Origin of the sequence: Arthrobacter roseus, assembly GCF_016907875.1 — a bacterium.
GTDB lineage: Bacteria > Actinomycetota > Actinomycetes > Actinomycetales > Micrococcaceae > Arthrobacter_J > Arthrobacter_J roseus.
On record NZ_JAFBCU010000001.1, the window covers coordinates 453,278 to 479,390 of the forward strand.

At 61.1% G+C, this 26,113-nt stretch carries 27 protein-coding genes; 14 read left to right on the forward strand and 13 right to left on the reverse strand.

Translation table 11 applies throughout. The features are described from left to right. Positions 1 to 32 precede the first annotated feature (32 nt). A complete protein-coding gene (locus JOE65_RS02335; protein ID WP_205161725.1) occupies positions 33 to 761 on the forward strand; it encodes a M50 family metallopeptidase in 729 nt (242 codons plus the stop codon). Between the two features lie 18 nt (positions 762 to 779). Then, positions 780 to 1,592, forward strand: coding sequence for an alpha/beta hydrolase family protein (locus JOE65_RS02340; protein ID WP_205161726.1), 813 nt, complete (start codon positions 780 to 782; stop codon positions 1,590 to 1,592). A gap of 64 nt (positions 1,593 to 1,656) precedes the next feature. Here JOE65_RS02340 and JOE65_RS02345 read toward each other — a convergent pair whose 3' ends face one another. Then, entirely contained in the window at positions 1,657 to 1,863 is a 207-nt protein-coding gene (locus JOE65_RS02345; protein ID WP_205161727.1) for a hypothetical protein, read from the reverse strand. Positions 1,864 to 3,043: 1,180 nt separating this feature from the next. Here JOE65_RS02345 and JOE65_RS02350 point away from each other — a divergent pair. Genes JOE65_RS02350 through JOE65_RS02360 form a run of 3 tightly spaced genes read left to right on the forward strand, consistent with a single transcriptional unit; the run spans position 3,044 to position 4,994 of the window. Beyond that, positions 3,044 to 3,514, forward strand: coding sequence for a hypothetical protein (locus JOE65_RS02350; protein ID WP_205161728.1), 471 nt, complete (start codon positions 3,044 to 3,046; stop codon positions 3,512 to 3,514). 14 nt (positions 3,515 to 3,528) lie between these two features. Further along, positions 3,529 to 4,464, forward strand: coding sequence for a PfkB family carbohydrate kinase (locus JOE65_RS02355; RefSeq protein WP_205161729.1), 936 nt, complete (start codon positions 3,529 to 3,531; stop codon positions 4,462 to 4,464). Then, positions 4,461 to 4,994, forward strand: coding sequence for a YbhB/YbcL family Raf kinase inhibitor-like protein (locus JOE65_RS02360; RefSeq protein ID WP_205161730.1), 534 nt, complete (start codon positions 4,461 to 4,463; stop codon positions 4,992 to 4,994). The genes JOE65_RS02355 and JOE65_RS02360 overlap by 4 nt, the downstream gene beginning before the upstream one ends. A 42-nt stretch (positions 4,995 to 5,036) precedes the next feature. Here JOE65_RS02360 and JOE65_RS02365 read toward each other — a convergent pair whose 3' ends face one another. Then, on the reverse strand, positions 5,037 to 5,366 hold the full coding sequence (locus JOE65_RS02365; protein WP_205161731.1) for a type II toxin-antitoxin system PemK/MazF family toxin: 330 nt from the start codon (positions 5,364 to 5,366) through the stop codon (positions 5,037 to 5,039). A gap of 181 nt (positions 5,367 to 5,547) precedes the next feature. On the opposite strand from JOE65_RS02365, the gene JOE65_RS02370 reads away from it, so the two are divergent. Further along, a complete protein-coding gene (locus JOE65_RS02370; RefSeq protein WP_205161732.1) occupies positions 5,548 to 6,363 on the forward strand; it encodes an HAD family hydrolase in 816 nt (271 codons plus the stop codon). A gap of 68 nt (positions 6,364 to 6,431) precedes the next feature. After that, entirely contained in the window at positions 6,432 to 7,265 is an 834-nt protein-coding gene (locus JOE65_RS02375; RefSeq protein ID WP_338021530.1) for a glycerophosphodiester phosphodiesterase family protein, read from the forward strand. Here JOE65_RS02375 and JOE65_RS02380 read toward each other — a convergent pair. The 5 genes from JOE65_RS02380 to pgm form a co-directional block, all read right to left on the reverse strand. After that, positions 7,262 to 8,263 (reverse strand): hypothetical protein, encoded by a 1,002-nt coding sequence (locus tag JOE65_RS02380; protein WP_205161733.1) that lies wholly within the window; start codon positions 8,261 to 8,263, stop codon positions 7,262 to 7,264. The genes JOE65_RS02375 and JOE65_RS02380 overlap by 4 nt on opposite strands. Positions 8,264 to 8,281: 18 nt before the next feature. Continuing rightward, a complete protein-coding gene (locus JOE65_RS02385) occupies positions 8,282 to 9,589 on the reverse strand; it encodes a uracil-xanthine permease family protein (protein ID WP_205161734.1) in 1,308 nt (435 codons plus the stop codon). Positions 9,590 to 9,660: 71 nt separating this feature from the next. Beyond that, on the reverse strand, positions 9,661 to 10,293 hold the full coding sequence (locus JOE65_RS02390) for a malonic semialdehyde reductase (protein WP_205161735.1): 633 nt from the start codon (positions 10,291 to 10,293) through the stop codon (positions 9,661 to 9,663). A 117-nt stretch (positions 10,294 to 10,410) separates the two neighbouring features. After that, positions 10,411 to 11,424 (reverse strand): TerC family protein, encoded by a 1,014-nt coding sequence (locus JOE65_RS02395; RefSeq protein ID WP_205161736.1) that lies wholly within the window; start codon positions 11,422 to 11,424, stop codon positions 10,411 to 10,413. A gap of 168 nt (positions 11,425 to 11,592) precedes the next feature. Next, positions 11,593 to 13,233: a phosphoglucomutase (alpha-D-glucose-1,6-bisphosphate-dependent) gene (pgm, locus tag JOE65_RS02400; RefSeq protein WP_205161737.1), complete on the reverse strand. Its 1,641-nt coding sequence runs from the start codon at positions 13,231 to 13,233 to the stop codon at positions 11,593 to 11,595. Positions 13,234 to 13,308: 75 nt separating this feature from the next. On the opposite strand from pgm, the gene JOE65_RS02405 reads away from it, so the two are divergent. Further along, positions 13,309 to 13,818 (forward strand): DUF4190 domain-containing protein, encoded by a 510-nt coding sequence (locus JOE65_RS02405; RefSeq protein WP_205161738.1) that lies wholly within the window; start codon positions 13,309 to 13,311, stop codon positions 13,816 to 13,818. A 97-nt stretch (positions 13,819 to 13,915) separates the two neighbouring features. Here JOE65_RS02405 and JOE65_RS02410 read toward each other — a convergent pair whose 3' ends face one another. From JOE65_RS02410 to JOE65_RS02425, 4 genes are all read right to left on the reverse strand, one after another. Beyond that, complete coding sequence (locus JOE65_RS02410; RefSeq protein ID WP_205161739.1) at positions 13,916 to 15,439, reverse strand: long-chain-fatty-acid--CoA ligase; 1,524 nt, start codon at positions 15,437 to 15,439, stop codon at positions 13,916 to 13,918. A gap of 153 nt (positions 15,440 to 15,592) precedes the next feature. Further along, positions 15,593 to 17,062, reverse strand: coding sequence for a peptide MFS transporter (locus tag JOE65_RS02415; protein WP_205161740.1), 1,470 nt, complete (start codon positions 17,060 to 17,062; stop codon positions 15,593 to 15,595). Positions 17,063 to 17,128: 66 nt separating this feature from the next. Then, on the reverse strand, positions 17,129 to 18,559 hold the full coding sequence (locus JOE65_RS02420; RefSeq protein WP_205161741.1) for an amidase: 1,431 nt from the start codon (positions 18,557 to 18,559) through the stop codon (positions 17,129 to 17,131). Then, positions 18,556 to 19,296, reverse strand: coding sequence for a Type 1 glutamine amidotransferase-like domain-containing protein (locus JOE65_RS02425; protein WP_205161742.1), 741 nt, complete (start codon positions 19,294 to 19,296; stop codon positions 18,556 to 18,558). Before JOE65_RS02425 ends, JOE65_RS02420 begins: the two co-directional genes overlap by 4 nt. A 69-nt stretch (positions 19,297 to 19,365) precedes the next feature. On the opposite strand from JOE65_RS02425, the gene JOE65_RS02430 reads away from it, so the two are divergent. From JOE65_RS02430 to JOE65_RS02445, 4 genes are all read left to right on the forward strand, one after another. Then, positions 19,366 to 19,692, forward strand: a complete 327-nt coding sequence (locus JOE65_RS02430) for a rhodanese-like domain-containing protein (protein ID WP_205161743.1) — start codon at positions 19,366 to 19,368, stop codon at positions 19,690 to 19,692. Then, positions 19,689 to 20,615 (forward strand): prephenate dehydratase, encoded by a 927-nt coding sequence (gene pheA, locus JOE65_RS02435; RefSeq protein WP_205161744.1) that lies wholly within the window; start codon positions 19,689 to 19,691, stop codon positions 20,613 to 20,615. Before JOE65_RS02430 ends, pheA begins: the two co-directional genes overlap by 4 nt. A 66-nt stretch (positions 20,616 to 20,681) precedes the next feature. Beyond that, entirely contained in the window at positions 20,682 to 21,656 is a 975-nt protein-coding gene (locus JOE65_RS02440) for a DNA topoisomerase IB (RefSeq protein WP_205161745.1), read from the forward strand. Between the two features lie 79 nt (positions 21,657 to 21,735). Beyond that, positions 21,736 to 22,002 carry a hypothetical protein gene (locus JOE65_RS02445; RefSeq protein ID WP_205161746.1) on the forward strand — a complete coding sequence of 89 codons (267 nt, stop codon included), beginning with the start codon at positions 21,736 to 21,738 and terminating at the stop codon, positions 22,000 to 22,002. Positions 22,003 to 22,004: 2 nt separating this feature from the next. Here JOE65_RS02445 and JOE65_RS02450 read toward each other — a convergent pair whose 3' ends face one another. Further along, positions 22,005 to 23,057, reverse strand: a complete 1,053-nt coding sequence (locus tag JOE65_RS02450; protein ID WP_205161747.1) for a diacylglycerol/lipid kinase family protein — start codon at positions 23,055 to 23,057, stop codon at positions 22,005 to 22,007. A 65-nt stretch (positions 23,058 to 23,122) separates the two neighbouring features. Between JOE65_RS02450 and serS the strand changes: the two genes are divergently transcribed. Both serS and JOE65_RS02460 read left to right on the forward strand, forming a co-directional pair. After that, positions 23,123 to 24,409: a serine--tRNA ligase gene (serS, locus tag JOE65_RS02455; protein WP_205161749.1), complete on the forward strand. Its 1,287-nt coding sequence runs from the start codon at positions 23,123 to 23,125 to the stop codon at positions 24,407 to 24,409. A 142-nt stretch (positions 24,410 to 24,551) separates the two neighbouring features. Next, positions 24,552 to 25,439: an HAD family hydrolase gene (locus JOE65_RS02460; RefSeq protein ID WP_205161751.1), complete on the forward strand. Its 888-nt coding sequence runs from the start codon at positions 24,552 to 24,554 to the stop codon at positions 25,437 to 25,439. On the opposite strand, the gene JOE65_RS02465 is transcribed toward JOE65_RS02460, so the two are convergent. Then, a complete protein-coding gene (locus JOE65_RS02465; RefSeq protein ID WP_205161752.1) occupies positions 25,346 to 26,110 on the reverse strand; it encodes an HAD-IA family hydrolase in 765 nt (254 codons plus the stop codon). The genes JOE65_RS02460 and JOE65_RS02465 overlap by 94 nt on opposite strands. Positions 26,111 to 26,113 lie beyond the last annotated feature (3 nt).

Below are 26,113 nucleotides of genomic sequence, written 5' to 3' on the forward strand. Positions count from 1 at the left end.
CGAGTACCGAACACAGCAGCGAAGGGACAGCCGTGGAGCTCATCAATCAGTGGTGGCAGCAACTCCTCGCCGGCTTCGCACGAGCCCAGGTGCCAGAGGTTACGGCCATTGAACTTCTCATCATCGCGCTCGCGGCGGCGGCGCTGTCCATTCCCGCCACGACCTGGCGATACTTTGGGCTGTTCACGACCGTGGTGCACGAGCTTGGCCACGCATTCACTGCCCTCATGACCGGGCGCCTCCTTACCGGAATCACGCTCAACCGTGACCATTCGGGCATGACCACCTCCTACGGCCGCGGCGGGTGGCGGACCGTGTGGTCGGGATTCTGGGGGTATCCGGTTCCTGCTGTCGTTGGAGCTGTCCTGGTGTGGGCGGGGCTTTCCGGCTGGGGTCCGGCGGCGACTTCGGTGGGCGCGCTGGTGTTATTGGCTACCATTTTGTTCATCCGTAACTGGATGGGACTGCTCATCATGATGGGAGCCGTCGTCGTCTCGGCCGTCCTGATTCTGGCAGTGCCTGCCTCGTTCACTGGGCACGTTGTTATCGGGCTCGGATTGGCGCTGCTGGTTGGCTCAGTCCGCGACCTGATCAACGTCATCACCGTGCACACCTCACGTCGACGCAGCGTTGACCAGTCCGACGCCTACCTCCTTTACCGCCAGACTCATATCCCGTCAGTGGTCTGGCTGCTGTTGTTCACCGTCGTCGTCGGGCTGTCGTGGACTTTCGCCGGATACGTCATCAACAGCAGAATCTAGCCAACCGAAAGGAACGCCATGCCGCAGCGCTACTCCTACGGGGATGATCCAAGCCAGTACGCTGACCTGTTCCTGCCCGCCGAACAGCGTCACCGTGCCGTCGTTGTCATCATCCATGGCGGTTACTGGCGTTCACAGTACGACGCCGGACTCGGCGTTCCCCTGGCCGAGGACCTTTCCGCGCGCGGCTATGCCTGCTGGAATCTGGAGTACCGCAGAGCTGGCAACGGTGGAGGGTGGCCGGAAACGTTCGACGACGTCGGCTCCGGCATCGATGCGCTGGTCCGCGCCGCTGTTGAGCATGAATTGGAGCTGGAGAACGTCATTGCCCTGGGCCATTCGGCGGGCGGACACCTGGCCGTGTGGGCAGCCGGGCGGGACACCATGCCGGACGGCGGCCGCAATGGCCCCAGTGACCCTACCGGCTCTGAATCAGATGGTTCCCGCGTGAAGCTGACCGGAGTCGTGAGTCAGTCTGGACTGCTCAATCTGCATATGGCGCACTCACTCGGGCTCAGTGGGGGTGCAGCAGAAAACCTCATGGGCGCGGCACCAGAGACAGACCCGGAGCGGTGGAGGCTCGCGGATCCCATGAGCGCCATCCCGTTAAACGTTCCGGTCTTTGCCCTGCACGGGGAGGACGACGTCACAGTCCCGTTGAGTGAATCAACCAGCTACGTGGACGCGGCAGTTGCCGCCGGGGCCGACGTCGAACTCCGAATGATCCCGGGAGACCATTTCGGCATGATCACTGCGGATACCGCGGCTTGGGAGCAGGTGGTGACGGCGGTCGCGGACCTGGCGCAGGAGACGGACCCGGCGCCAGGTTAAAAGAGGGAACGGCCGGTCCCCCCCAACAGGACCGGCCGCTCCAGCTTCTCGTGGATCGAAGTGGTTACTTCATCCAGCCGATATTCGTCGTTGTCTTCGCATGTGGGCATCCACGGGTACAGAACTTCGGAGCCGGCAGCGGCTCTTCCCAATCCATGCCATCGAGCTGGATGTCCTGCAGCTGCTTCCGGTCCGTCGCCAGAGCGACGCTAGTGGCAATGTAAAGCATCAGCGTGTAAGAGATGCATCGTCGGACCATAAATTTCAGCAAGTCGTAGTACCTCTGGGCTTCTGCCGGGAGCTTCCGCGACCACTCTGACGCTGAAAGTAACCCTCGATATCAACTCACGTCACTTTGCCAAGACTAAGTGACCGCTGTCACGTTGCTAAGGCAACGATTTAGCAACGTCGCTTTCTAACTGCCGAATTCTCGGTGTTTATGGCCCAAAAAAGTTGAGGGACGCAGACGAAGTGTCCACGATGTGGACACTAGCTATCATGTCCGGTCTGTCAATTCGCAACTCAACTGAGGTCTCCAGCCTGTCGTGCAGGTCGCGGGGTATGCCAGAAGCACAGGCCCCGCGATCTGCCCTCCCTAGTGGCGTTCTGCTCGCGTGACAGAACTCGAAAATGAACTTCATTGAGATCTTGGTCGTGCTGATAAGTGGTGGCGCTGTGGGCGCTCTTGGCACATGGGCGACAGCCACCCGTGACCTCGCGCTTCGTCGTCGAATGGAAACCACAGATGTATTCATGCGAGTTTCGGCACGGGCTCATGGCTACCGGGAGAATCACACTTCCAGCACAGTCGGAACGGGTGAACAAATGGCGGCTATGTTCTTGGTGGCTGATTTGGCCAACCGCGATAAATGGCTGAGGAAGGCCGCAGTCCAACTACTAGATGAGGAGTGTTACTGGTTAGAAGCTGGATTTCCTGACCAGACGTGCGGTCGCTTATTAGTTGCGGCTAAGGAGGCACGAAGTCTCATCAAATAGAACAGTGCCGTTCGCGCCTATTCTCGAACGTCACGTTGACGCAGAGCGGCTAGGGCCACGCGGTGTCGGCGTCGGAAGGCAAGCGTGAACGGCTGGCCGTTTCGCGGTTTACGCGCGCAACGTGCGTCGTGTTTTCGTTCTCCTCCACAGCGATAACGTTATGACCTACGATGACGCCGACCGCTCCTGAGCTTCGGGCTCCGTTGGTGTCCAAAAGGGCTTAGAGAATCTGGAGAAACTGGTTATCCCCGTCGCCGCGGCTACGAAAGCGCGCTCACCTGCGCTGACGAATCGGGCTCGGATGGCCAGCGCAGAGCGCACCTCGGCCGGAGAGCAGGGAAAACTGCTCGACGTCAAACACGCCGCGATAGCCGCAGTGAGAACTCCACCCTGCTAAATGTCGGTTACAACGAATACGCTGAAGCAAAGGTCAGCAACCAGAGAGAAGGACCACCATGGGAATGATTCGCGGATTCATGAATGGCGCTTTAGCAGGGGCTGCCGGCACGACAGCTCTGAACGCCGTCACCTATCTGGACATGGTGATGCGTGCCCGCCCGGCCAGCAGCACCCCTGAGACGACCGTTAAAAAGCTGAGCGAGAGAGCCGATGTCCCGATTCCGGGGTCGGGCGAAGAACGACAGAACCGTATTTCAGGCCTGGGTCCGCTGTTTGGAATCGCCACGGGCATGGGCGTCGGCGCTATCCTTGGTGCAATCCAGGGGGCAGGGGCCAGGCCTCCCGCAGCCGTGACCATTCTCCTTGCAAGCGCTGGGGCCATGGCCGTGTCCATTCTCCCGATGACGCAGCTTGGGGTGACGGATCCGCGAAAGTGGCAGACCCAGGACTGGATCAGCGACGTCGTGCCTCATGTTGCATACGGCGCTGTCACAGCCCATGTGCTGGAGAATATGCGGGAACACTGAAGTACGCTGGAGCTGTGCTAACAGTTATCGGGGAAGCCCTTGTAGACCGCGTGGTGAGCGACACTGCGCCAACGCGGTCTCACGTAGGAGGCAGCCCCATGAATGTGGCGGTGGGCGTCGCTCGTCTTGGCTATCCTGCCCAGTTCATCGGCCGGTACGGGAACGACGACGACGGTCGTCTCATCGCCGAACACCTGCGCGCCAACCGCGTGATTGACGCCTTGGGCCCGGATGACCACAGAACATCGGTAGCTGTTGCCACGCTGGACCCAGTGGGCAGCGCCGCTTACGCCTTCGATCTCGACTGGGATCTGCCCGCACTCATTGCCCGCCTCCCGGAACTGCTGGATGGCACAACACTGCTGCACACCGGCTCCATCGCGTCGATGCTCACTCCCGGCGCACGCGAAGTCCTCACCGCCGTCGAACATGCCCGCCCAGCCGCCACCATTTCCTACGACCCCAACTGCCGTCCCACGATCATCACGGACCGTGACTACGCCCGGGGCCAAGCTGAGAAATTCGTTGCTCTCGCGGACATCGTCAAGGCATCGGATGAGGACCTTCAGTGGCTTTATCCGGAGCGCGACGCGCAGGAAACAGCCCGCGCGTGGCTTGCGATGGGGACGTGTGCGGTGGTTGTCACACGCGGCTCAAAAGGGCCGTGGGCGATCGCGGCGTCGGGCGAAGCCACGGTCAAGACTCCAGTGGTTGGTGTTGTGGACACTGTTGGTGCCGGCGACTCCTTCATGGCGGCTCTGCTCGCGGCCACCGTCCGTCAGGAGCTCGATGGCGGCCATCGACGCGAACAGCTGCGCAGCATTACGGTGAAACAGTTGAAACAGGTTCTTACGTTTGCATCCGCGGCAGCTGCTGTCACCGTTTCGCGCGCAGGCGCCAACCCGCCAAACCGAGCAGAGTTGAAGGCACAGTTAGGAGAGAACACATGAGTTCACGCGATCCGTACGCGGATCTTCCTCAGATTCCTGATTTCAGGGTGACCAGTGATGACGTCCAGGATGGGGCGCCCCTCGATGCCGCTCAGGCGTCCGGCGTTATGGGTTCTGGCGGCCAGGACCGTTCTCCGCAACTGTCCTGGAGCGGGTTCCCTGAGGGCACTAAAAGTTTTGCGGTCACCGTCTATGACCCGGACGCGCCCACTGCCAGCGGTTTCTGGCACTGGGCAGTTGCAAACATCCCGGTTGGTACCACGGAACTACCTGCAGGAGCTGGGTCTGAAGGCAGCTCAGCCTTGCCCAAGGGCGCCGTCGAGCTCAGGAACGACGCTGGATTCCAGGGATTCGTCGGTGCGGCGCCGCCTCCCGGTCACGGTCCGCACCGCTACTTCGTGGTGGTTCATGCCGTCGACGTCGAACAGCTCGATGTGGATGCGGACACCCCGTGCGCAAAGTTGGGTTTTAACCTGTTTAGCCATACTTTGGGCCGCGCACAGGTCATCGGTACTTACGAGCTGGGGTAGCCTGTCCAGCAAATGTCAAGGTTCAACCCCGTGGGACCGCAGTTAGCTGGCGAAGCCAAGGAATACGAGAAGCGCTCGGTTGAGCCGAACTAGATTGGCATCTTCAAGTCTCCCGAGTCGATCACGAATATTCGCCTGAGGGATAGTCGTTATCTTGTCGACCATGATGTGGCTTGGCCGTTCGATCCCCGTTACAGCCGTCGGCTCGACAGTGATCCGGATCAGTGGCGCTTCAATCTCGTTGGTCGTCAGGGGGCAAACGGTGATTGACGCGGTGGCGTCGAATCGATCATCCTGCACGATGACAACGGGTCTCGGCTTACCCGTATAGGCACCTCGTGCAGCAGCGATATATATATCGCCTCGGCTCATTCGGGGAGTTCCGTTTTATCGTCCCAATCCATCGAGATGGCGTCGACGAAAGCCTGATCGTCGACTTCATGCTCGCTGGCCGCGCTGCTTCGGTTTCATGAGAAACTGCAGAAGGACCGACGCCGATTCTGCGCAGACGAGTGCAGGCGGACAACTATGACCAGTTCAACAGGAGCAACGTATGCGGCTGGTGGCCAGCGACCTCGATGGAACGATCATCGGCCGTGATGGGAAGATCAGCGACCGCACCGTACGGGCATTTCACGCGTGCCGGAATGCTGGCATCGAGATCGTCTTCGTGACCGGACGGCCACCGCGCTGGCTGGATCCGTTGCGTGAGCAGATTGGCCACACGGGCAGGGTGATCTGCTCTAATGGGGCGGCGCTCTACGATCTCGAGAATGAGCGCGTCCTCACCACGCATCTACTCTCCTCTGAGAACGTCCTGGAGGCCCGGCGCATCATCAAGGGGTTGTACCCGGCTGCTACCTTCAGTGCCGAAATCGAGACCGGGTTCCGCATGGAGCACGGTTTTATGCAAGAACACTCCCCGGAGCTGCTGGGCACCATCGAACCGGCTCCGTTGAAACAGTCTCTCGTTGGGGTGGAGGGCGTTATCAAGTTTCTGGCCCGTGAGCCAACTGTTTCACCGGACGAATTCCTGGCCACGGTGCGCCCCGCGATCAGTGATTTCGCGGCGACCACGCACTCGTCACCGGGCGTCGCGCTGTTGGAGATGTCGCTCAGCGGCATGGATAAGGGCGTTGCCCTGGCCGACTATGCCCGGCAGCTGGACATTGACGCAAACGACGTCGTTGCGTTCGGCGATATGCCCAACGACATCCAGATGCTTACCTGGGCGGGCCACGGGTACGCCATGGAGTCCGGCCACGCGGACGCGAAGGCGGCAACAGATCTGTTGGCGCCCGCATTCGAGAACGACGGCGTCGCTCAGGTTCTGGAGGAACGCCTCGCGGCTCTGCGCAGGAACGACTAGCAACGGTAGCGGCGTAGCTAAGACCACCGCACCACCGCACCACCGCACCACCGGGTAAGGTTCAGACCGTGATCCAGAGAGCCCCATACTTACAGCTCCTTGACGCCGCAACCGGTGCGCAACGGCAACTCGCCCTGGCCCACCGCGGCTACTCCCAGGCTGGTCACGAGAACTCGATGGCAGCCTTCGCCGCCGCGGTCGAGCTCGGCTACGGATTCGTGGAAACGGACGTGAACACCACGGCCGACGGCGTCCTGATGGCCTTCCACGACGACGTTCTGGACCGCGTCACGGACGGTACGGGCCGGATAGCAGATTACACGCGAGAAGAGCTCAGGTCCATCCGGATCGGGGGAATGGAGCCCATCCCCACCCTTGAGGAAATCCTCGTCCGCTGGCCGGAGCTCCGCCTGAACGTAGACGTCAAAGACGAAGCCGCCGCCGTACTGCTGGCCGAACTCATGCACCAGCACCAGGCGTGCGAGCGCGTCCTCGTGGCCTCGTTCTCCGACCGGCGGAGACTGAAAACCCTCCGTACGCTGCGACGCCTGCGCAAGGAACGCGGCCTGAACTCGCAGGGAGCCGTGGCCAGTTCACCCGGGTATTGGGTGATGGCCGCCGTCGTACTCCTGGGCCGGCTGGGTCTGGCCCGGATGATCGCTCGGATGGCACGGATTCAGTGCGTTCAGGTTCCGCTGACCTATAAGGGGATGCGAGTGGTCACAGCGGGGTTTGTGCGCCGCTGCCACCGGGCGGGACTGCAGGTACATGTGTGGACCATCAACGATTCCTCGTGCATGAATGAGCTGCTGGACATCGGCGTCGACGGCATTCTCACGGATCGGGCAGACATCCTGGCCGGTGTCATGCGTGAGCGCGGGAACTGGCCCCAGGCGACTTAGAAGACTCCGAGCGGTTTCAGCAGGTTCCGCAGATTGTCCAGCATTTTTGGACCATAGCGGCGCAGGTTCCGCTCGTCCGCCTGTTGCAATAACCGCATCCAGGACGCATACCGGTTCAGGCGCGCAAAACACATGGCCGGTTCCAACATGTACCGCAGCTCCGTGATGGGCGCGTACTGGGTCCAGTGCTCCAGATAGGCGTTCATAACCCTGCGAATTCGAAGGTCGTTGGCCGGTGCACGCCATTCCTCCATCATCACGTTCAGAGGAACCAGCATCGAAGACAGCGGGTGGGCGCGGAATGAATCGGCGAAGTCAAAGTACTTCAGCGGCTCAGTGGAACTACCCGGGATGAAGGCGTTGTTGTGGTGGAGATCGTTGTGTTCGAGGGTCAGCGGAATACCCACGGAGGCCAGGGCATCTGCCGCCGCCGAAATCTCCGGTAGCTCTGCAGCGATGGACGCGATCTCATCCGCACCCAGATGAATGGGGTGGTCCGCGGGCATCATGGCGTGCATGCCGAGTTGGTTTTCCACCCGGTTGGCGGCCGACGCCGGATCCAGGGTGAACAGACCCGACTGGAACAGCTTTTCCTCATGCGGGATCAGCTGCAATTGCAAGTCAGCGAAGTCTGACACCACGCGGGACCAGAGGGTGTAGTCCGTACTTTTCAGCGTGGCCAGAGTGGCGCCGTGGTCCGGCGAAAGCATCCAGCCGCGCTCGGGCTCAATGGCCAGCGGCATCACCACGTGTTCAGGAACCAGTTCCGCCATCGCGGAAACTACAAGTGCCTCTGAGAACTGTCCCGGATTATTTTCCTTGAACCACAATTTGCCATGATCTGTGGGTACAACCAGCAGGGTGGACCAGAACTTGAACGGAGGCTGCTCGGTAGGCTCGGTCTGCTTCAGACCATAACTATCCAGCACGACGCCGATCCACGCCTGTGCTTCCGCGCGCCACTCAGCGCCTGCCCACCGATCAACCAATTCCGTCACAGGTTTGAGTCTATTGCGCTAGCCGAGCTTGCTTGGCACCCCGCCGGTATCATCGGGCGAATCGACGGATTCGGTGCCCCGCCAACGGGCGATTGCCGTCATCCCGTGGAAGATCAGCAGGGCTGCCGCCGTACCGAGCGCAATGCCCTCAAACCGTAGATCTCCCACCGTCCAGGTGAAGTTGGCGATGCCGATGATCAGCGAAACACCGGCTACGGAGAGGTTGATGGGGTTGGAGAAGTTGACCCGATTCTGAACCCAGATCCGTACCCCGAGGATGCCGATCATTCCGTACAGCACCACGCCCGCACCACCGAGTACGCCAGCTGGCACGGTAGCGATCACTGCCCCGAACTTTGGGAAGAGACTGAGTAGGACGGCCACTATCCCGGCCACCCAGTAGGCTGCCGTCGAGTACACGCGCGACGCCGCCATCACACCGATATTCTCGGCGTACGTGGTGGTTCCGGAGCCTCCGCCAGCACCGGCGAGCATAGTGGCAAGCCCATCGGCCATCAGCGCCCGGCCGGTCACAGGGTCCAGATCACGCCCGGTCATCGACGCCACGGACTTCACATGGCCAATATTTTCGGCAACCAGGACCAACACCACGGGGACAAAAAGTCCGACGACGGACAGGTGGAATTCCGGTGTGTGGAACTCCGGCAGACCCACCCAGGCGGCCTCATTGATGGCAGCGAAATTCACCTCTCCGCGCAGTATGGCCACTAGGTATCCCACCAGAACGCCGACCAGAATCGACAGTCGGCCCAGGATGCCGCGGAACAGCACGGTGGTCAGAAGGATGGCAATGACGGTTGCCAGCGCTGTAATTGGTGCCTTGTCGAAGCTGTCTTTGGCAGTGGGCGCCAGGTTCAGGCCGATCAGTGCCACGATGGAACCGGTGACGACCGGAGGCATGACCAGCTGAATCCAGTGCGGTCCGGCTTTGTGGACCACAAGACCGATGAGCGCCAGAACAGCACCGGCCATGATGATGCCGCCCAGGGCACCGGCCATGCCGTAGTCCGACTGCGCTGCCGCAATGGGTGCGATGAACGCAAAGCTCGAGCCCAGATAGCTCGGCACCCTACCCGCGGTAATCACCAGAAAAAGGATGGTGCCTACGCCGGAGAAAAACAGGGTGGTCGACGGCGGGAAACCCGTGATCAGGGGAACCAGAAAAGTGGCACCAAACATCGCAACAACATGTTGGGCGCCGATGCCGATGGTCCGCGGCCAGCTCAACCGCTCATCCGGTGCAACGTAACTATCCGGGCGAACTGTCTTCCCATCGCCGTGGAGAGTCCAGTTAGTACCCAGCATGTGATGCCTTTCGGTAGGTTTCCACAACGCCGCCAGTGGGCGCCGTCGAAAATCCTACCGTGCCGGAGAGGCTAGACCGTTGTTGTTGCCACCTCGTAGTCAAGCCGGGGGCGCCGGTCATGCCAGGCATTCTCACCGGGCTTGCCGAGGTTGATCACCATGAAGGTCTGGTTGGTAGTGCCGCCGTGGAAATCGGCGTCGACCCCCAAGGTGTTAAAGCCGGCCATGGGACCGGCCGCGAGGCCCACCGTACGAGCGGCCATGATGAAGTAGGCGGCCTGAAGATGGCCGTTGTCGTTGCCCATGGACAGTCGTGCAGCCTCGTTGTCATCAAACGCGGCCTTGCGCTCGGCTGCGTGCGGGAACAGCGCAGGAAGATGCTCGTGCCAGTGGGTGTCGAAGCTCAGGATCGCCGCCATGGGAGCAGCCGCAGTTTTTGCAGCGTTACCGCCAGCCATGTGCGAGACCAGAGTTGCACGTGCCGTCTCCGACTTCACCCAGGTGATGCGCATCGGCTGGATATTCATGGCAGTGGGCCCCATTTTGGTGAGCTCGTAGATGGCGCGCATCTGCTCCTCCGTCACGGGTTCATCTGTGAAGGCGTTGGCCGTGCGTGCTTCCAGGAACAGAGTGTCCACTGCCTCACTGTTCAGGATCAGCTGGTCCTGAAGGATGAACTCGTCCACGATCACATCGACGCTCATGGTGCTGCCTTTCACTGGAGAAAATCATCTCGCTAGTGGCAGCGTCCACGGGCGGGGCCTGATTCCTGGCCCGGGTGTGAATTGGTTCACCTAGCACTACGGCCGCGTATAGTTCTTCTATTCCTTCCGTGACTCGGAGTCAATCGGCATGGGTGTATTGGGACGTGGTGGGTTTCCGCGCGTCTTGAGCAGGCTAGCGACAGTGGCTACGGCGATCGTGGCGCCGATGAAGAGCAGTGAAAACGAGATGGGGATCTCGGGGACCCACAGCAGGGGATGCCCGTCGTTGATGAACGACAACTCGTTGACGTGCAGGGCGTGGAAGACTAGCTTTACACCGATGAACGCGAGGATGACCGCGAGGCCCTGTGCGAGGTAGACCAGACGCTGGAGCAATCCGCCGATGAGGAAGAACAGCTGTCGAAGCCCCATCAGTGCGAACGCGTTAGCGGTGAACACAATGTACGCCTCGCTGGTGAGCCCGTAGATGGCAGGGATCGAATCGACCGCGAAGATGAGGTCGACGAAGCCGATAGCGACGATGGTGAGCAGCATCGGGGTGACAAACCGTTTACCGTCCTTCTTTACGGTGAGTTTGTCTTCGTGGTACTCGTCGGTCACCGCGAGGTGGCGGCGCACGAAGCGCATAAAACGGTTATTAGCAGGGTCTGTTTCGTGGCTGGAGAATGCCTGCCGGTAGGCCAGAAAAAGCAGCAGAGCGCCGAAGATGTAAAAGATCCAGGATAGATTCTCAATCAGAGTGGCGCCGACCGCGATGAAACCACCGCGGAGGATAAGAGCAATGATGATACCGATCATCAGCACCTTCTGCTGGTAGATCTTCGGTACGGCGAACGCGCCCATGACAAGCAGGAACACGAAGAGGTTGTCGATCGAGAGGGCCTTCTCGGTGAGGTATCCGGCAAAGTACTCGCCGCCGAATGTCCAACCAGAGACCACACCGATGCCGATGCCGAATAGCAGCGCAAGCCCGATGTAGAACGCCGACCAGCGCGCAGACTCACCGATAGTCGGCTCGTGGGGTTTACGAACGTGGGCGAAGAACTCGTAGACGAAGAAGACGATCGTCACAGCAATAGTGATGACCCAGACCAAGAGTGTGACCTGCATGGGGTGCTCCAAAGCAATTGGCGTGGATATGGCGCCAAGGTCTCCTCCGTTCAGACCGGATTAAATGAGTCCAGTTCAGAACCGGTGGCCCGGAATGCAGTGGTGCATTCGTATTGACGGGCCGACCGCGGGCGGGAGTACTCCCCTTGTTCTATGACAGTCTAACTACTAGCCGATGGCGTCGTCCACCAGAGCCTTTGCCTCAGCCTGCACTTGAGCCAGGTGTTCATCACCTCGGAAAGACTCCGCATAAATTTTATAGACGTCCTCCGTTCCCGAGGGCCGCGCCGCAAACCAGGCGTTCTCGGTGGTCACCTTCAACCCGCCGATCGCGGCACCGTTCCCCGGCGCCTCCGTCAACCGTGCAGTAATTTCTTCGCCCGCCAGTGTGGACACGGAAACGTCCGACGGCGATAGCCGGCCCAACGCGGCCTTCTGCTCGCGGGTGGCGGCAGCATCAACGCGGGCGTACGACGGCGACCCAAACTCAGTGGTCAGCCCTGCGTACCGCTGCGACGGGGATTCTCCCGTGACCGCTGTTATTTCGGCGGCGAGCAGCGCCAGCAGAATACCGTCCTTATCCGTGGTCCACGGGGTGCCATCGAGTCTCAAGAATGACGCCCCCGCCGATTCCTCGCCGCCGAAAGCACCCTCTCCGGACAGCAGCCCCGGAACGAACCACTTGAACCCCACCGGAACCTCCACCAGCCTGCGGCCCAGTTTCCCGGCAACTCTGTCGATCATCGACGACGATACAAGGGTCTTGCCCACCGACGCATCTGACCTCCAGCCTTCACGGTTCCGGTACAGGTAATCGATAGCCACGGCCAGATAGTGATTCGGATTCATCAGGCCCGCGTCCGGGGTGACGATCCCGTGCCGGTCGGCGTCGGCGTCGTTCCCCGTGGCAATGTCGTAGCCCGCGCCCCCGGACATCGTCTGGATGAGTGAGGCCATGGCCGACGGCGAAGAACAATCCATCCGGATCTTCCCGTCCCAGTCCAACGTCATGAAACCCCACTGCGGATCTACTTTCGGGTTCACGACCGTCAAATCAAGGTTGTGGCGCTCGCCGATAGCACCCCAGTAATCAACGGACGCTCCGCCCATGGGGTCTGCTCCAATGCGGATCCCGGCGTTCCGCACCGCATCCAGATTCAGAACTGAGGGAAGATCTTCTACGTAGTTCTGGAGGAAATCGTAGGTTCCAACATGATCAGATTTCCGGGCTTCGGCCAGCGGTATCCGCAGCACATGGCCAAGACCGGATTCCAGGTGCTCATTGGCGCGGGCAGCTATCCATGAGGTGGCGTCCGAATCTGCGGGGCCGCCGTGCGGTGGGTTGTATTTGAAGCCGCCGTCTCCCGGGGGATTGTGCGACGGCGTCACCACGATTCCGTCGGCCTGTTCCCTCTGCGACGAGTTGTGTTGAAGGATGGCGTGTGAAACAGCCGGTGTGGGGGTGAAACCATTGCGGGCGTCCACGAGCACGCGGACACGGTTGGCCGCAAGAACCTCAAGGGCAGTGTTCTCTGCCGGCTCACTCAGGGCGTGCGTATCCTTGCCCATGAACAAGGGGCCGGTGATGCCTTGTCCCTGTCGGTACTCAATGATCGCTTGCGTGGTCGCAGCAATATGAGCCTCGTTGAAGGACCGTTTAAGCGATGAACCGCGATGGCCTGATGTTCCGAACGCCACCCTCTCATCCGGGTTCGACGTGTCTGGGACGTCGTCGAAATACGCGTCCAGGAGAGCGGAGATATCGACGAGGTCGCTGGGCTGGGCTACGGTGCCTGCACGTTTATCCATGGGATCAGCATGCCAAAGAATTGCTCCAGATGCTGCGGATAGACTGGAGAGGATTTGTATCAGCGGAGGGACAGCATGAGCAGCAGTACTAACGAGCCGAGCGGCGGGGACGGGCACGACGACGCCTCTGCGCCTCCGCACCCGCATTCCAACCCTTATGCCGAGCAGGGGTACCAGGGCCAGTCTTACCAAGGACAGTCTTATCAGGGTCCGCCTCCCGGTGAGAACCAGTACCAGCAGTACCCGCAGCAGTACGGGCCGCAGCCGGGTTATTACCCACCGGCGTACGGGCAGCCCGTATACATGATGCCGCCAGCGGCACCGAAGAATCTGAGCATCACATCGCTGGTCCTCGGCGTCGCATCCATGGTGGGATTCGCATTCTTTCTGGTCCCGCAGGTGCTGGCCGTCATTTTTGGGCATCTTGGTTTGAAGCGCGAGCCCGAGGGCAGGGGCATGGCTATTGGCGGTCTTGTCATGGGGTATATCTGCATCGCCGGATGGCTCGCCGTCGTGATCTTGTACGCCTTGATTATCGGTATGGCGCTGAGTACCTCGGAGATCAGCGACTCGTACAACACCTAGCCCTCCCCTCCAGCCGAAGTCACCCTTTGTCGACGAGGTCACCCCGGCGCGGGGTGTCCTCGCGGCTCAGGGGTGACCTCGGCCGGGGCGGACAGAGCTAGAGGATGATCTCGCGCTTGAGGATCTTGCCGGTCGGGCCCTTCGGCAGCTCATCCGTCAGCACAATTCGCCGCGGGTACTTGTACGCAGCAACCCGTTCCTTGGCGAAGTCCTGGATTTCCTGCAGCAGGGTTTCCGTCGCCGAATCGCTGTCTGGCCGGTATTCCGGCTTCAGCCCGACGACGGCCACAATCTCCTCGCCCTGCATATCATCCGGCACGCCAATGACGGCAGCTTCGGCGACGGCGGGGTGGCTGTACAGGACTTCCTCAACCTCGCGCGGATAAACGTTGTATCCGCCGCGAAGGATCATGTCTTTCTTGCGGTCGACGATGAAAATGTTCCCCGCCTCATCGAAGCGAGCAAGGTCACCGGTGCGGAACCAGCCATCAGGGATAGCGGCGGCCGTAGCGTCGTCGTTGTTCCAGTACCCCTTCATGACGCACTCGCCGCGGACGGACAGTTCCCCGACGTCGCCCGTTGCCACATCGTTGCCGTCTCCGTCAAGCATGCGTACCTCCACACCCTGCACTGGAGTCCCGATGGAACCGGGCTGACGCTCACGGTCCTTCCGATTGAAGCTGACGACGGGAGACGTCTCGGACAGGCCGTAGCCCTCAAGCAGGTCCGCGCCGAAGACCTCTTCGAATTCGCGCAGGATCTCCACCGGCAGGGCAGAGCCCCCGGAGACAGCAGTTTTCAGGGACGAGACATCCGCGCTCTTTATCGACGGATGCCGCAGCATGGCAATGTACATCGTGGGCACACCCGCGAAGATCGTGACCGCGTCCCGTTTGATGACCTCGAGTGCCTTGGCCGGGTCGAACCGCGGCATCAACGTCACCGTTGCGCCAGTGGCAACAGCGGCGTTGAGGGCGCACGTCTGCCCGAAGACGTGGAAGAACGGGAGACCACCGAAAATCACTTCGCCAGCGTCGATGCCAATGAGCTGACCCGAAACGGAGGCGTTGGATATGAGGTTCGCGTGCGTCAGTGCCGCGCCCTTGGGGCGACCGGTGGTGCCGGACGTGTAAAGGAGCACCGCGACGTCGTCGTCTGCTGCTTCTGCCACTTCAGGCCGTGGGGCGGCCTGCATGAGTTGCTGCATGAACGTTCCGCCGTCGACGGTGATGACTTCGATGGGACCGCCCTGGTCCGCTGAGGAGGTCTCGGCGCCGCTGAGCACTTCCGCAGCGACGCCGTCCCAGGCAAATACCACGCGCGCGCCCGAATCCGTGAGGTGGTAGGCGACTTCTCGGGCCTTGAGCAGTGGGTTCATGGGGACCACCACCGCCCCGTATCGCAACACCCCGTAGTAAATGAATGCCATCTGAGGGATGTTAGGCATGATGAGCGCAACCCGATCGCCCGGTTTGACGCCCTTCTGCCCCAGAACCGTGGAAACCCGCTGGCTCATTTGCTCCAGCGCAGCATACGACAGTTCGACGTCGTCGAGCTTGATCGCGACAGTTTCCGGGTATTTCGCTGCGGTAGAAACAAGGTTAGTGGCGAGGTTGGGCATGTGGGTCTCCTGAGCGTGGATGCATCCTACTAATGAGTAACATTCTGTGTCATGCCTCACATCCGCGCAACTCTGAGGTCACCCCTCAACAATAGGGGGTGACCTCAGAGAAAGACCCTGACTTCAAGAACCGAAAAGCACCAGCAGGAGCGTTTAGCGAATCCCGCTCATAAGCTTCTTGATGGCCGGGGTAGCGATGGCGAGGACGATACCCAGAACGATGGCGGCGATACCGCTGAACGAGAAGTAGGGGATCTCGTTGTCCGCGTCATAGAAGCCTGCGAGGATGCCGGCAATGGTGGTTCCCAGCGATACCGAGAGGAAGAACAGGGCAACCATCTGGGTGCGGAAGGCGTCCGGTGCCAGCTTGGTCGCAATGGACAGACCAATGGGTGAAAGGAACAGTTCAGCGAACGTGAAGAACAGCAAAATCATGGCCAGGGCGATCAGAGGCGTGCTGTTGGCGCCGCCGCCGGAGAACGGGATAAACATCAGGAATGCGATACCCATGAATACCAGCCCGAACGCGAACTTTAGCGGGGAGCTCGGCTGGCGCGAACCAAGCTTGGTCCACACCGCTGCGAACACGGCGGCGAAGATGATGATGAACACGGGGTTGATGGACTGGACCCAGCTGGCCGGCATTTCCCAGCCAAAGAATGTGCGGTCCAGACTTTTGTCGGCGTAGATCGCGACGACGGTGAACTGCTGCTGGAAGAGTCCCCAGAACGCTGCCGAGGCAAGATACAGGGGAATGAACGCCACTACGCGGCGGCGACCGGTGCTGTCCAGCTTCTCGCTGGAGAGGATCACTGCAAAGTACGCGACAGACGCGATGACGGCAAGGATCGCCATGACGAGCGCGAGGTTGGCCGGCGTGACCACCCCGGTCACGAACGCAAGGATGATGACGACAACGCCAGCAACAGCAATACCGGCCCACCTGGTGTATTTCGAGCGGGGCAGGGGGTTGGTGACGTGGTGGGCTTCGGCGGGCAGTTTCTTGCGCGTCAATGTGTACTGGGTGAGTCCGATGGCCATACCGACGGCAGCCGCGCCAAAGCCGAAGTGGAATCCGAGCGATGTCTGCAGTGCTCCGGTGATGAGAGGGCCGATGAGCGCACCGATATTGATGCCCATGTAGAAGATGGAGAAGCCGGCGTCGCGGCGTTCGTCGCCTTCTTTGTAGAGGGTGCCGACGAGCGATGTTGCGTTGGCTTTTAGTCCACCGGAGCCCACGCCGACGAGGATGAGGCCGATGGCCAGGCCGACACCACCGGGCAGGACTGCCAGCGCGATGTGGCCGAACATGATCATGGCGGCGGAGTAGAACAGGACCCGTTCCGAGCCGAGGACGCGGTCTGCGAGCCACGCTCCGAGGATGGTGGAGAGGTAAACGCCACCACCGTAGGCGCCGACGAGGCCGGTTGCGATTGTTTCGTCGATGCCCAGTCCACCGTTTGTCGTGGAGTAGTACATGTAGTACAGCAGGATCCCCTGCATGCCGTAGAAGGAGAAGCGCTCCCAGAGTTCTACGCTGAAGAGGTTTGCCAACATTCGGGGGTGGCCCAGAAATGTCTTCTCCGCCGGTTCGGCAGAGGTGGTTGGAGTTGATGTGCTCATTTCTACTATGTTGCCACTCACCTTGTGGACTGTCATATCCCTTTTCATGAGGAGGCATTATGCTGGCTAGTTCTGTACGGTCGTTATTCCTTCGGTGAAGTGACGCTCAAGCCGCGCCGAAACGCTCAGCAGGGTAGCTTCGGAGCTCGGCCGCCCTATGAGTTGAATCCCCATGGAAAGCCCCTTCGGTGTTGTGTGGGTAGGGATGGTCAACGCTGGCAGGCCGCACACGTTGACCATGGATGTGTAGGGCGTGTATTGGCATTGCCGCACGTAGTCCGTGTCGCCGTCGTCGGTTGTGTACCAACCAATAGGCCGCGGGGTCATGGCCATCGCTGGGGTGAGGATCAGATCACATTGGGCGTACTGGGCAATAGTGTCCTCCTCGAATGTGCGCAGGATTCCGATGGCCTCGGCAAGGTCCGCGGCGCTCCTTGTGAGCGCCCGACGCCGGAGGGTTCGCGTGATCGGAGTGAGCGCGGCTTCCCGGTCAGATGCGATTGGTGCCTGGCTGAGTCCTGCAGTCCATACGGTCTGAAAGGCGTGGTGGTATCGGTTGTCGTAGCGGAGTTCCGCTTCAACAACGTCGTGCCCGATGGCGGTAAGCGCCTTCTCACCGCTGTCCAGTGCAGTCCTGGCGGCTTCTTCGAGCGTGATGTCCATGGTGCTGTCGAAGGGGGATGCGGTACTGAGGCCTATGCGTAGCTTTGTTCTGCCCGCGTTCCTGGATTCAAGGAGAGCGCCGAGGAAGGTGCCGTGCCCTTCGCGCGCGGCGCTGGTGGCATGGAAATTCGGTGCGTCCACCATGGCGTCCAGCAGAAGTGCTGCGTCTGTGGTTGTTCTGGCGAGTGGTCCGGCAACGACGAACTGGCCAAGATCGGATTGCCCGGAGCCGCCCGGGACCCGGCCGCGATTGGGTTTGAGACCGATCAGACCGGTGGCCGACGCTGGAATGCGCACAGATCCACCGCCATCGGTTCCGGGTGCGAAGGGGAGCATTCCAGCAGTCACTGCAGCGGCGCTCCCGCCCGAGGAACCACCGGGGCTCAAAGCGGGGTCCAGCGGATTGCGCGCTGGAGCGGCAATGAGATTTTCGCTATAGCAGCTGAGCCCGAACTCGGGAACCTGAGTTTTGCCGAGGCTGATGGCTCCGGCCTGTCGCAGGAGGGCGACCAGCGGCGAATCGGCGTCCGCAAGGGGATGGTCGACGGCGGCGGAACCGTACGTGGTCCTTACACCGGCGACGTCGGTGAGGTCCTTGTGCGCGAGCGGCAGCCCGTGGAGAAGGGTCAGTGGTTCTCCGGCGGCCTGCCGTTCATCAGCTGCGGCAGCTTCGACCATCGCGGACTCGGCGGTGACCGTGATGAAGGACCCCAAGTCAGGGTTGAGTTCCTCGATCCGGCGCAGATAGTGCTCGGTGAGTTCGCGAGCGCTGAGTTCACCGGCAGCTACAGCGTCCCGTTGCTGGAGGGCGGTGAGCTCGTGGATCTCACTCATGCAGGTGCTCCCCCGAGGAATCGTGGTTCGAGTCGTTCTTCTGTGACAGAGCCGTCATCGGACCTGCGCACAATATAGGCGCCCTTGCCGCGAATCTCACTTACGGCCTCGCTCAGGTGGGTCCGGCGATAAACAAGGCCAACGCCGTCGTCCGTGCAGTGCGTTTCACCGAGCACGCCGTCGGCCACCAACCGGTGAATCAAGGGGCGTCTGCCCGGCTCGCTGTCGTAGTGGACACCGTTGTCATAGGGGAGCAAGGCTAGTCCGTTGGTGAGCGGTCGCAGCTCCGGCCCAAATGAATCCGTGGCCCCGCCGCGGAACCAGCAGATGGATCCTGCCGAGATTCCAGCGAGCACCACGCCCGCTTCCCACACTCGGCGAAGCATGGAATCGAGACCGTGTACCCGCCAGACGGCCAGCAAATTCGCCACCGAACCGCCATTGACCCAGACCACATCCTGTTCAAGCAGGTGTCCTTCCATGTCCTCGAGGTTAGGCATGGGGAAAAGGCTGAGGTGCGTCATCCCGAAACCGGCGATGCGCGCGGCCTCATCCATGTCGCGCTGAAAGGACGGCAGATCGCCGGTGGCGGTCCCCACGTTCGTGATGCGCGGAGCGCCGCCCACCCCGGAAAGTTCGACGGCGTGGCGAACCAGGTGGTCCAATTCGAACCTGACTCTCCTGCTTGGCTTGTATCCGCCGGAGGTGGCGAGGATGGTCGGCTCTCTGGTTGGCATGGGTCCACTATAGGCTTGGAGCACCTTTCCAACGACGGCAGAATACAGGCGAGACCAAGGGAGAGCAGCATGAGCGACGTAGAGAACGTATCAGTAGGTACCATCGGCGAGGACGCGAAAATCCTTGATGTGCGCGAGGACTATGAGTGGGAAGCTGGCCATGCCACGGGGGCAGTCCACATTCCCATGGATCAGATTCCCCAACGGCTGGATGAACTGGACCCGGACGAGGACCTGCACGTGGTGTGCCGAAGCGGCGGACGCTCTGCGCAGGTCACCCAGTGGCTGAGTTCCAACGGTTACTCCGCGGTCAACGTCGAGGGCGGTATGGGTGCTTGGCTGGAGGCTGGAAAGCCCATGGAGTCCGAAAACAGTCAGGACCCGACCGTCCGATGACGCCCCGGTACGCGTTCCTGGGCCCAGAAGGAACTTTCACGGAAGCCGCACTCCTGCAGATCCCTGGTGCAGATGCGGCGACGAGAATCCCGGCGTCAAACGTCAACGCTGCGCTGTACCTGGTCCGCTCCGGCGAGGCCGACGCCGCGATGGTACCGGTTGAGAATTCCGTGGAGGGTGGCGTAACGGCTACCCTCGATGCCATCGCCACGGGCCAAGAGTTGCGCATTACCCGCGAGGTACTGGTTCCGATCAGCTTTGTACTGGTTGCTGCCCGCGACATGTCACTAACCGACGTGCGGTCTGTTTCGACTCACGGCCATGCCTGGGCACAGTGTCGGCGATGGGCCCATTCTAATATTCCGACAGCGGAATACGTGCCGGGGACCTCCACGGCGGCAGCCGCCGTCGGGCTCCTGGAGAGTGGTGCGGAATATGATGCAGCCATTTGCTCCCCACTGGTGGCCCGCGCTCGCGGACTCACGGTCCTGGCGGACAATATCGCTGACGTGCCGGACGCCGTGACACGCTTCATCCTGCTCGAGCGGCCAGGCCAACTGCCTGCACCGACGGGCACGGACAAAACCACCCTCGTCATCCCCCTGCCGGAGGACCGGCCGGGTGCTCTGATGGACATTCTGGACCAGTTCGGCACGCGCGGTGTGAACTTGAGCCGGATCGAGTCGCGTCCAACGGGGTCGTTCCTCGGAGACTATTTCTTCAGCATCGACGCCGAAGGGCACGTTGCTGACGCGCGCGTCGCAGACGCGCTGCGTGGACTTCACCGTCTCAGCCCTGGGCTGCGGTTCCTGGGGTCCTATGCGCGGGCGGACCGTTCGGAGTATGCGGTGGCGGGCCATACGGCAGATGATGCTTTCCAGGCCGCGGATCACTGGGTGAATCAAATTATCGGCAAGCAGTAGTTCAAGCCTCTTCTGATCAGTAGGCTTAGCAGTCAGATTGTGCTCTGCTGATGAAACGAGGTGGCCATGCCGAGACTGCGTCGCAGTGCCGTGGATAAGCCAGGCATCAGGCGACGTCGTAGAGGTAAGGGTTTCAGCTACACCGACGAGAACGGCAACACCGTCCGGGATCCCGAAACGCTGCAACGGCTCAGGGATCTCGTGGTCCCGCCAGCTTGGACAGACGTCTGGTTAGCAACCCACGCCAACGACCACATTCAGGCTCTGGGGACGGACGCAGCTGGCCGACGCCAGTACATGTATCACCAAAAGTGGCGGGAGACCAAGGACCGCGAAAAGTTTGACAGGGCCCTCGAATTCGCAAGTACGTTGCCGTCCGCCCGTCGGACGATCACCCGGCACCTACGTGCTGACGAAATTACCCGGGAACGCGCATTTGCTGCCGCCCTACGCATTGTCGACTCGGGAGCGCTAAGGGTCGGCTCCGCCCAATACGCACAAGCCAATGGCTCGTTTGGCGTGACCACGCTCCTTGGCAAACACGTCAAGCTCCGCGGCAACAGCATCGGGTTCGACTTCCCCGGCAAAAGCGGTCAACGGTGGCACATCACCCTGGAGGATGAAGACCTTGCCCGGGCGCTTAAACCGATGCTCCGCCGCAACGCCGAAGAGCGGGTTCTGTCCTACAAAGACGACGACGGCGCCTGGCACAGCGTGGACGGCAACCAACTCAATGAATTCCTGAGGCAAGTCACCGGCGGGGACTTCACGGCCAAAGACTTCCGGACCTGGCAGGCAACCGTGTCCGCTGCCATGGAACTCGCCCGTGCAGACGCTGGCGCTTCCAGTGACACGGCCCGGCGCAAAGCCGTCACCGACATGATGAAAACCGTGGCTGAACACCTAGGAAACACACCCGCCGTCGTCCGTAGTTCCTACGTTGACCCGCGGCTTGTCGAGATGTTCATGAGAGGTGAGGCGATCCAGACCTGTGGAATCTCGACCTCCGAACGGGCTGTTCAGGATCTTCTCAACGGTTAAGGCTTTCCATCAACCCTATTCATCATTAGGCTTTCCATAACGCGGTCTAACGCGCATCCCATCTCGAGGAGGCAGCATCATGACGGAACAGGACAACACGGATCCCCGCAAGCCAGGCGAAGGAGCCACCGCTGATTCAGAATGGCGTGGCGACGCAGGCGATCAGGGAAATGACCTGCGCTTCGGCGAAGAGCAGCAACTGATTGAGGAGCAGTCCAAGGCGAACGCGCCCGAGGGCGAGCAGGATCAGGCTGACAGCTCCCAGGGCTACACAAGCCACCAGGACCGGCATCATCCCGGCGGGTACACGGACCGCGACGAGGAAAGCTCGGACGACGGGAAGTAAAGCTAGCTGGCCCCGCGGACCAGTAGCGCACCGGCTTCAACCTCTACACTGAGCGACGTCACGGCCCCCATGGGGTCGCCGTCGAGCTGTGTCTCCAGGGGTTCAGGAACGGAAATTTGGACCTTACGCGCCACATGTAGCTCCATGACAGGTATAGGTCGTGGGTGGCGGAAAACAACTTTTCCGGCCATCCACGCCCAGCCGAGTGCCGTCCTGGGGCTGATGATCACAATATCGAGCGTGCCATCATCGAGCACGGCATTCGGGATGAAATCCACTCCACCAGGCAGTTTGCCGCAGTTGACGAAGAGAACACTTCGCACTTTTCGAACCTGCTCCGGGCCGTCGTCAATGCTGATGGACACGCGTTTGCGGCGGCCGGGAAGGTTGCGCAGACCCGACTCGCTGTAGGCGAGCCACCCAACGCTGCGCTTGAGTTCGTCTCGTGTATCCGACACCATTTTCGCGTCCAGCCCGATCCCGCCGATCACCAAGAACCCATGCGTTGAGTGGGCTCCTGTTTCCCTGTTCACCAGTTGGATTCGGGCCATGTCGATATAGCGTTGCGCGCCGTGGAGAGCCATTCGGATGTTGTGCTGCAGTTCCGTCACGTTCAAGTCCAGGTTTCTGGCCAGCAGATTGCCTGTGCCCAGCGGGACCACACCCATTGGCGTACCCGAGTGTGCCAGTTCCTGGCCAACAACCCGCACGGTGCCATCGCCGCCCCCCACCAATACGACGTCGCACCGGAGCTCCATTGCCCGCCGGGCCTGCGAGTAGCCCGGATCTACGACGGTAGTTTCAAGGATTACGGGCGGGTCCCAGCCTGCTGCCCGGCATTCCTCCGCCACGATAGTGCGAGCCTTTTCCGCATTGAATTTGATGGGGTTGACAACAAAGGCAACCCGTTGATGGCCGCGACTGGACGTCACTGGGATTGCAGCAAGTGTCAGCCGGGTGCGGCGCCGTCGGATCAGTACGACGGCGACCACGACCATGGCGAGCAGCAGTAGCACTGTGGCTATCGCTGGCACAAGCACAGATACGGAGGTCATTGTGCTTCCCAGCCTACAGTTCAGAAGGCACGTGATCCGCCGTCGTTCTTCTGTAGTCTTGGAGGGTGATCGACATCAATGACCTCCGCGACAGCCCGGAAAAGTACCGCCAGTCCCAGCGCGCACGCCGTGCCGATGAGTCGTTGGTGGAGCAGATCATCTCGGCTGACATGCTTCGCCGTGAAGCGATCAATCGGCATGAATCTCTGCGGGCTGAACAGAACGCGTTTGGCAAGAAAGTCGCTGCGGCCAATGGTGATGAAAAGCAGGAACTGCTGGCATCGGTGAAAGAACTTGCTGCTTCGGTGAAAGTTGAGGGTGCGCGGGCGGAGTCGATGAAGGCTGAGCAGGAGGCGCTCGTGCGGAGCCTGCCCAACCTCATTGAGGAAGGGGTGCCGTCCGGCGGTGAGGATGATTTCGACGTCGTCAAGACCGTGGGAACGCCCCGGGACTTCTCGGCGGAGGGATTCGAACCGCGTGATCACCTGGAGATCGGCGAACTGCTGGGCGCGATTGATATGGAGCGTGGCGCCAAGGTTTCCGGGTCGCGTTTTTATTTTTTGAAAGGCGTCGGAGCCCGGCTGGAACTGGCCCTGCTGAACATGGCCATGGAGCAGGCCATCGCCGCGGGCTTCACCCCGATGATCACCCCAACCCTGGTTCGTCCCGAAACGATGCAGGGCACCGGGTTTGACGTGGCACACGACGCCGAGATCTACCGTCTCGCCGAGGACGACCTCTATCTTGTGGGTACTTCAGAAGTGCCACTGGCGGGGTATCACTCGGACGAGATCATTGACCTGTCCGCAGGACCCACACGCTACGCGGGCTGGTCATCCTGCTATCGTCGCGAGGCTGGATCTCATGGCAAGGACACTCGCGGCATCATCCGCGTGCATCAGTTCAACAAAGTGGAGATGTTCTCCTATATCTCACCAGAGGACTCCGGCGCGGAGCACCTGCGCATGCTCGCATGGGAGGAGGAGATGCTGGCCAAGGTGGAATTACCGTATCGGGTCATCCACACCGCTGCCGGGGATCTGGGTATGTCCGCTGCCCGAAAGTACGACTGCGAGGCATGGGTCCCCACCCAGAACGCGTTCCGCGAACTGACGTCCACCTCCAGCTGCACCACTTTCCAGGCACGCCGTCTGAACATCCGCGAACGGGTTATGAAGGACGACGGCAGCAAGGGCGGGACCCGCGCCGTCGCTACGCTCAACGGAACGTTGGCCACCACCCGCTGGATAGTCGCGATCCTCGAGCACCACCAGAACGCGGACGGCTCCGTCAACGTGCCCGTTGCACTGCGTCCGTATCTCGGCGGTCTGGAAGTCCTGCCCGTCCTCTAGCGAAACCTTCCCGCCGAGATCACCCCCTACCCGCCAAATCAACCGTGTGCGGGGTGATCTCGCAGGCAGAGGGTGACGTCGGGGACGTGGACTGTGATCTACGCACTAGTCTGAGCGGCGCGCTTTCTGGTTCACTGGTCCCATGACGATTACAGCAAAATCAGGCAACGAAGACCTGCTGACAACAAATGAAATCCAACTGGTTGCTCTTGATGTGGATGGCACCCTTGTAGATCACGATGGTCGGATGTCCGACGGCGTACGGGAAACCGCATCAGCAGTGGTGAAGAGCGGACGCGACGTCATTATCGCCACCGGTCGGTCGCTTGGAGCCACTCTTCCCATTATTCAGATGATCGGAATGACGCGTGGGTACTGCGTCTGCTCCAACGGCGCCATTACGCTTCGCATCGACACGTCTCTTCCAGACGGCTACGAAGTCGTTTCCAGAGTGGTGTTCGACCCGGCCCCGGCGCTGCGGGCACTGCGGGAGCGCCTTCCAACCGCGAAATATGCTCTTGAGAATGACAAGGGCGAGTTCCTCGCCACCGAACGTTTCCAAGACGCAAGTTTCGGTGCGGCGACCAACGTCGTCGATTTCGAGCAGATGATGGAGGCAACTGCGGTCCGTGTGGTGGTTTTCAGTACCGACAGCAGCGCTGAGGAGTTCGGGGAAGTTGTCGGCTCGATTGGGCTGCACGGTGTCACATACTCCGTGGGCTGGACTGCGTGGCTGGATATCGCGGCCGCGGGCGTCACCAAGGCCAGCGCGCTCGAGGAACTCCGCCGTCACCTGGAGGTGGATCCGTCGCGGACCCTCGCAATCGGGGATGGCCGCAACGACATAGAGATGCTCGGTTGGGCAGCGCAGGGCGTTGCCATGGGCCAGGCGCCTCAGGAGGTCATGGACGCGGCAAACGCGGTGACGGAGACCGTTTACGACGACGGGGCGGCGCTGGTATTGCAGTCGCTACTCAAGGACGGTCGAGTTGAAACCGACACCGCCGATTCTTCGGATGACAACGACTGATCAGTCCGTCTCGAAAGCTCATTCACTCCGGAAAGTAACGGCCAAACGTGGTCCATGCGCTCGAACACTTCGGCTCCGGCAGCTTCCAGCGCCGCGCGGTCGCTGAGACCGCCGCCGTAACCCAGAACACGCATACCAGCGGCCCGTGCGGCACGAACTCCGTTGACACTGTCCTCAATGACAACGCATTGTTCCGCTGGAACGCCCTCGGACGCGGCAGCGTGAAGGAATATATCCGGTGCTGGTTTGCCCCGGGGAACCTCGGTGGCACTGTAGATCCGTCCTTCGAACCGGGAGCGTAGGCCGGTCAGACCCAGGGTCCGCTTCATTTTCGCGTGCGAACCACTGGAGGCGACACAGGTGCGCACGCCGTTGTCATCAAGCGCGTCCAGCAGTGCCGGGATGCCCGGCACCACCGCCAGTGACGAATCGAATGACTCATGAATTTGCGCGGTGGAATCGGCGTCGAACTGGTCAGCTAGCTCGGCGCCCATCATGGCCTCCAGCAGTCCAGCGACTTCAGCAGCGCTGCGCCCCATGTACTGGTCAACGACGTCCTGAACGGTATGCGGGTACCCAAGCTCGGTGAGCAATTGTGCTTCCACCGCTGTTGTGAGCGTTTCGCTGTCCACGAGCACGCCGTCGCAGTCAAAGATGATCAAAGATTCCACACG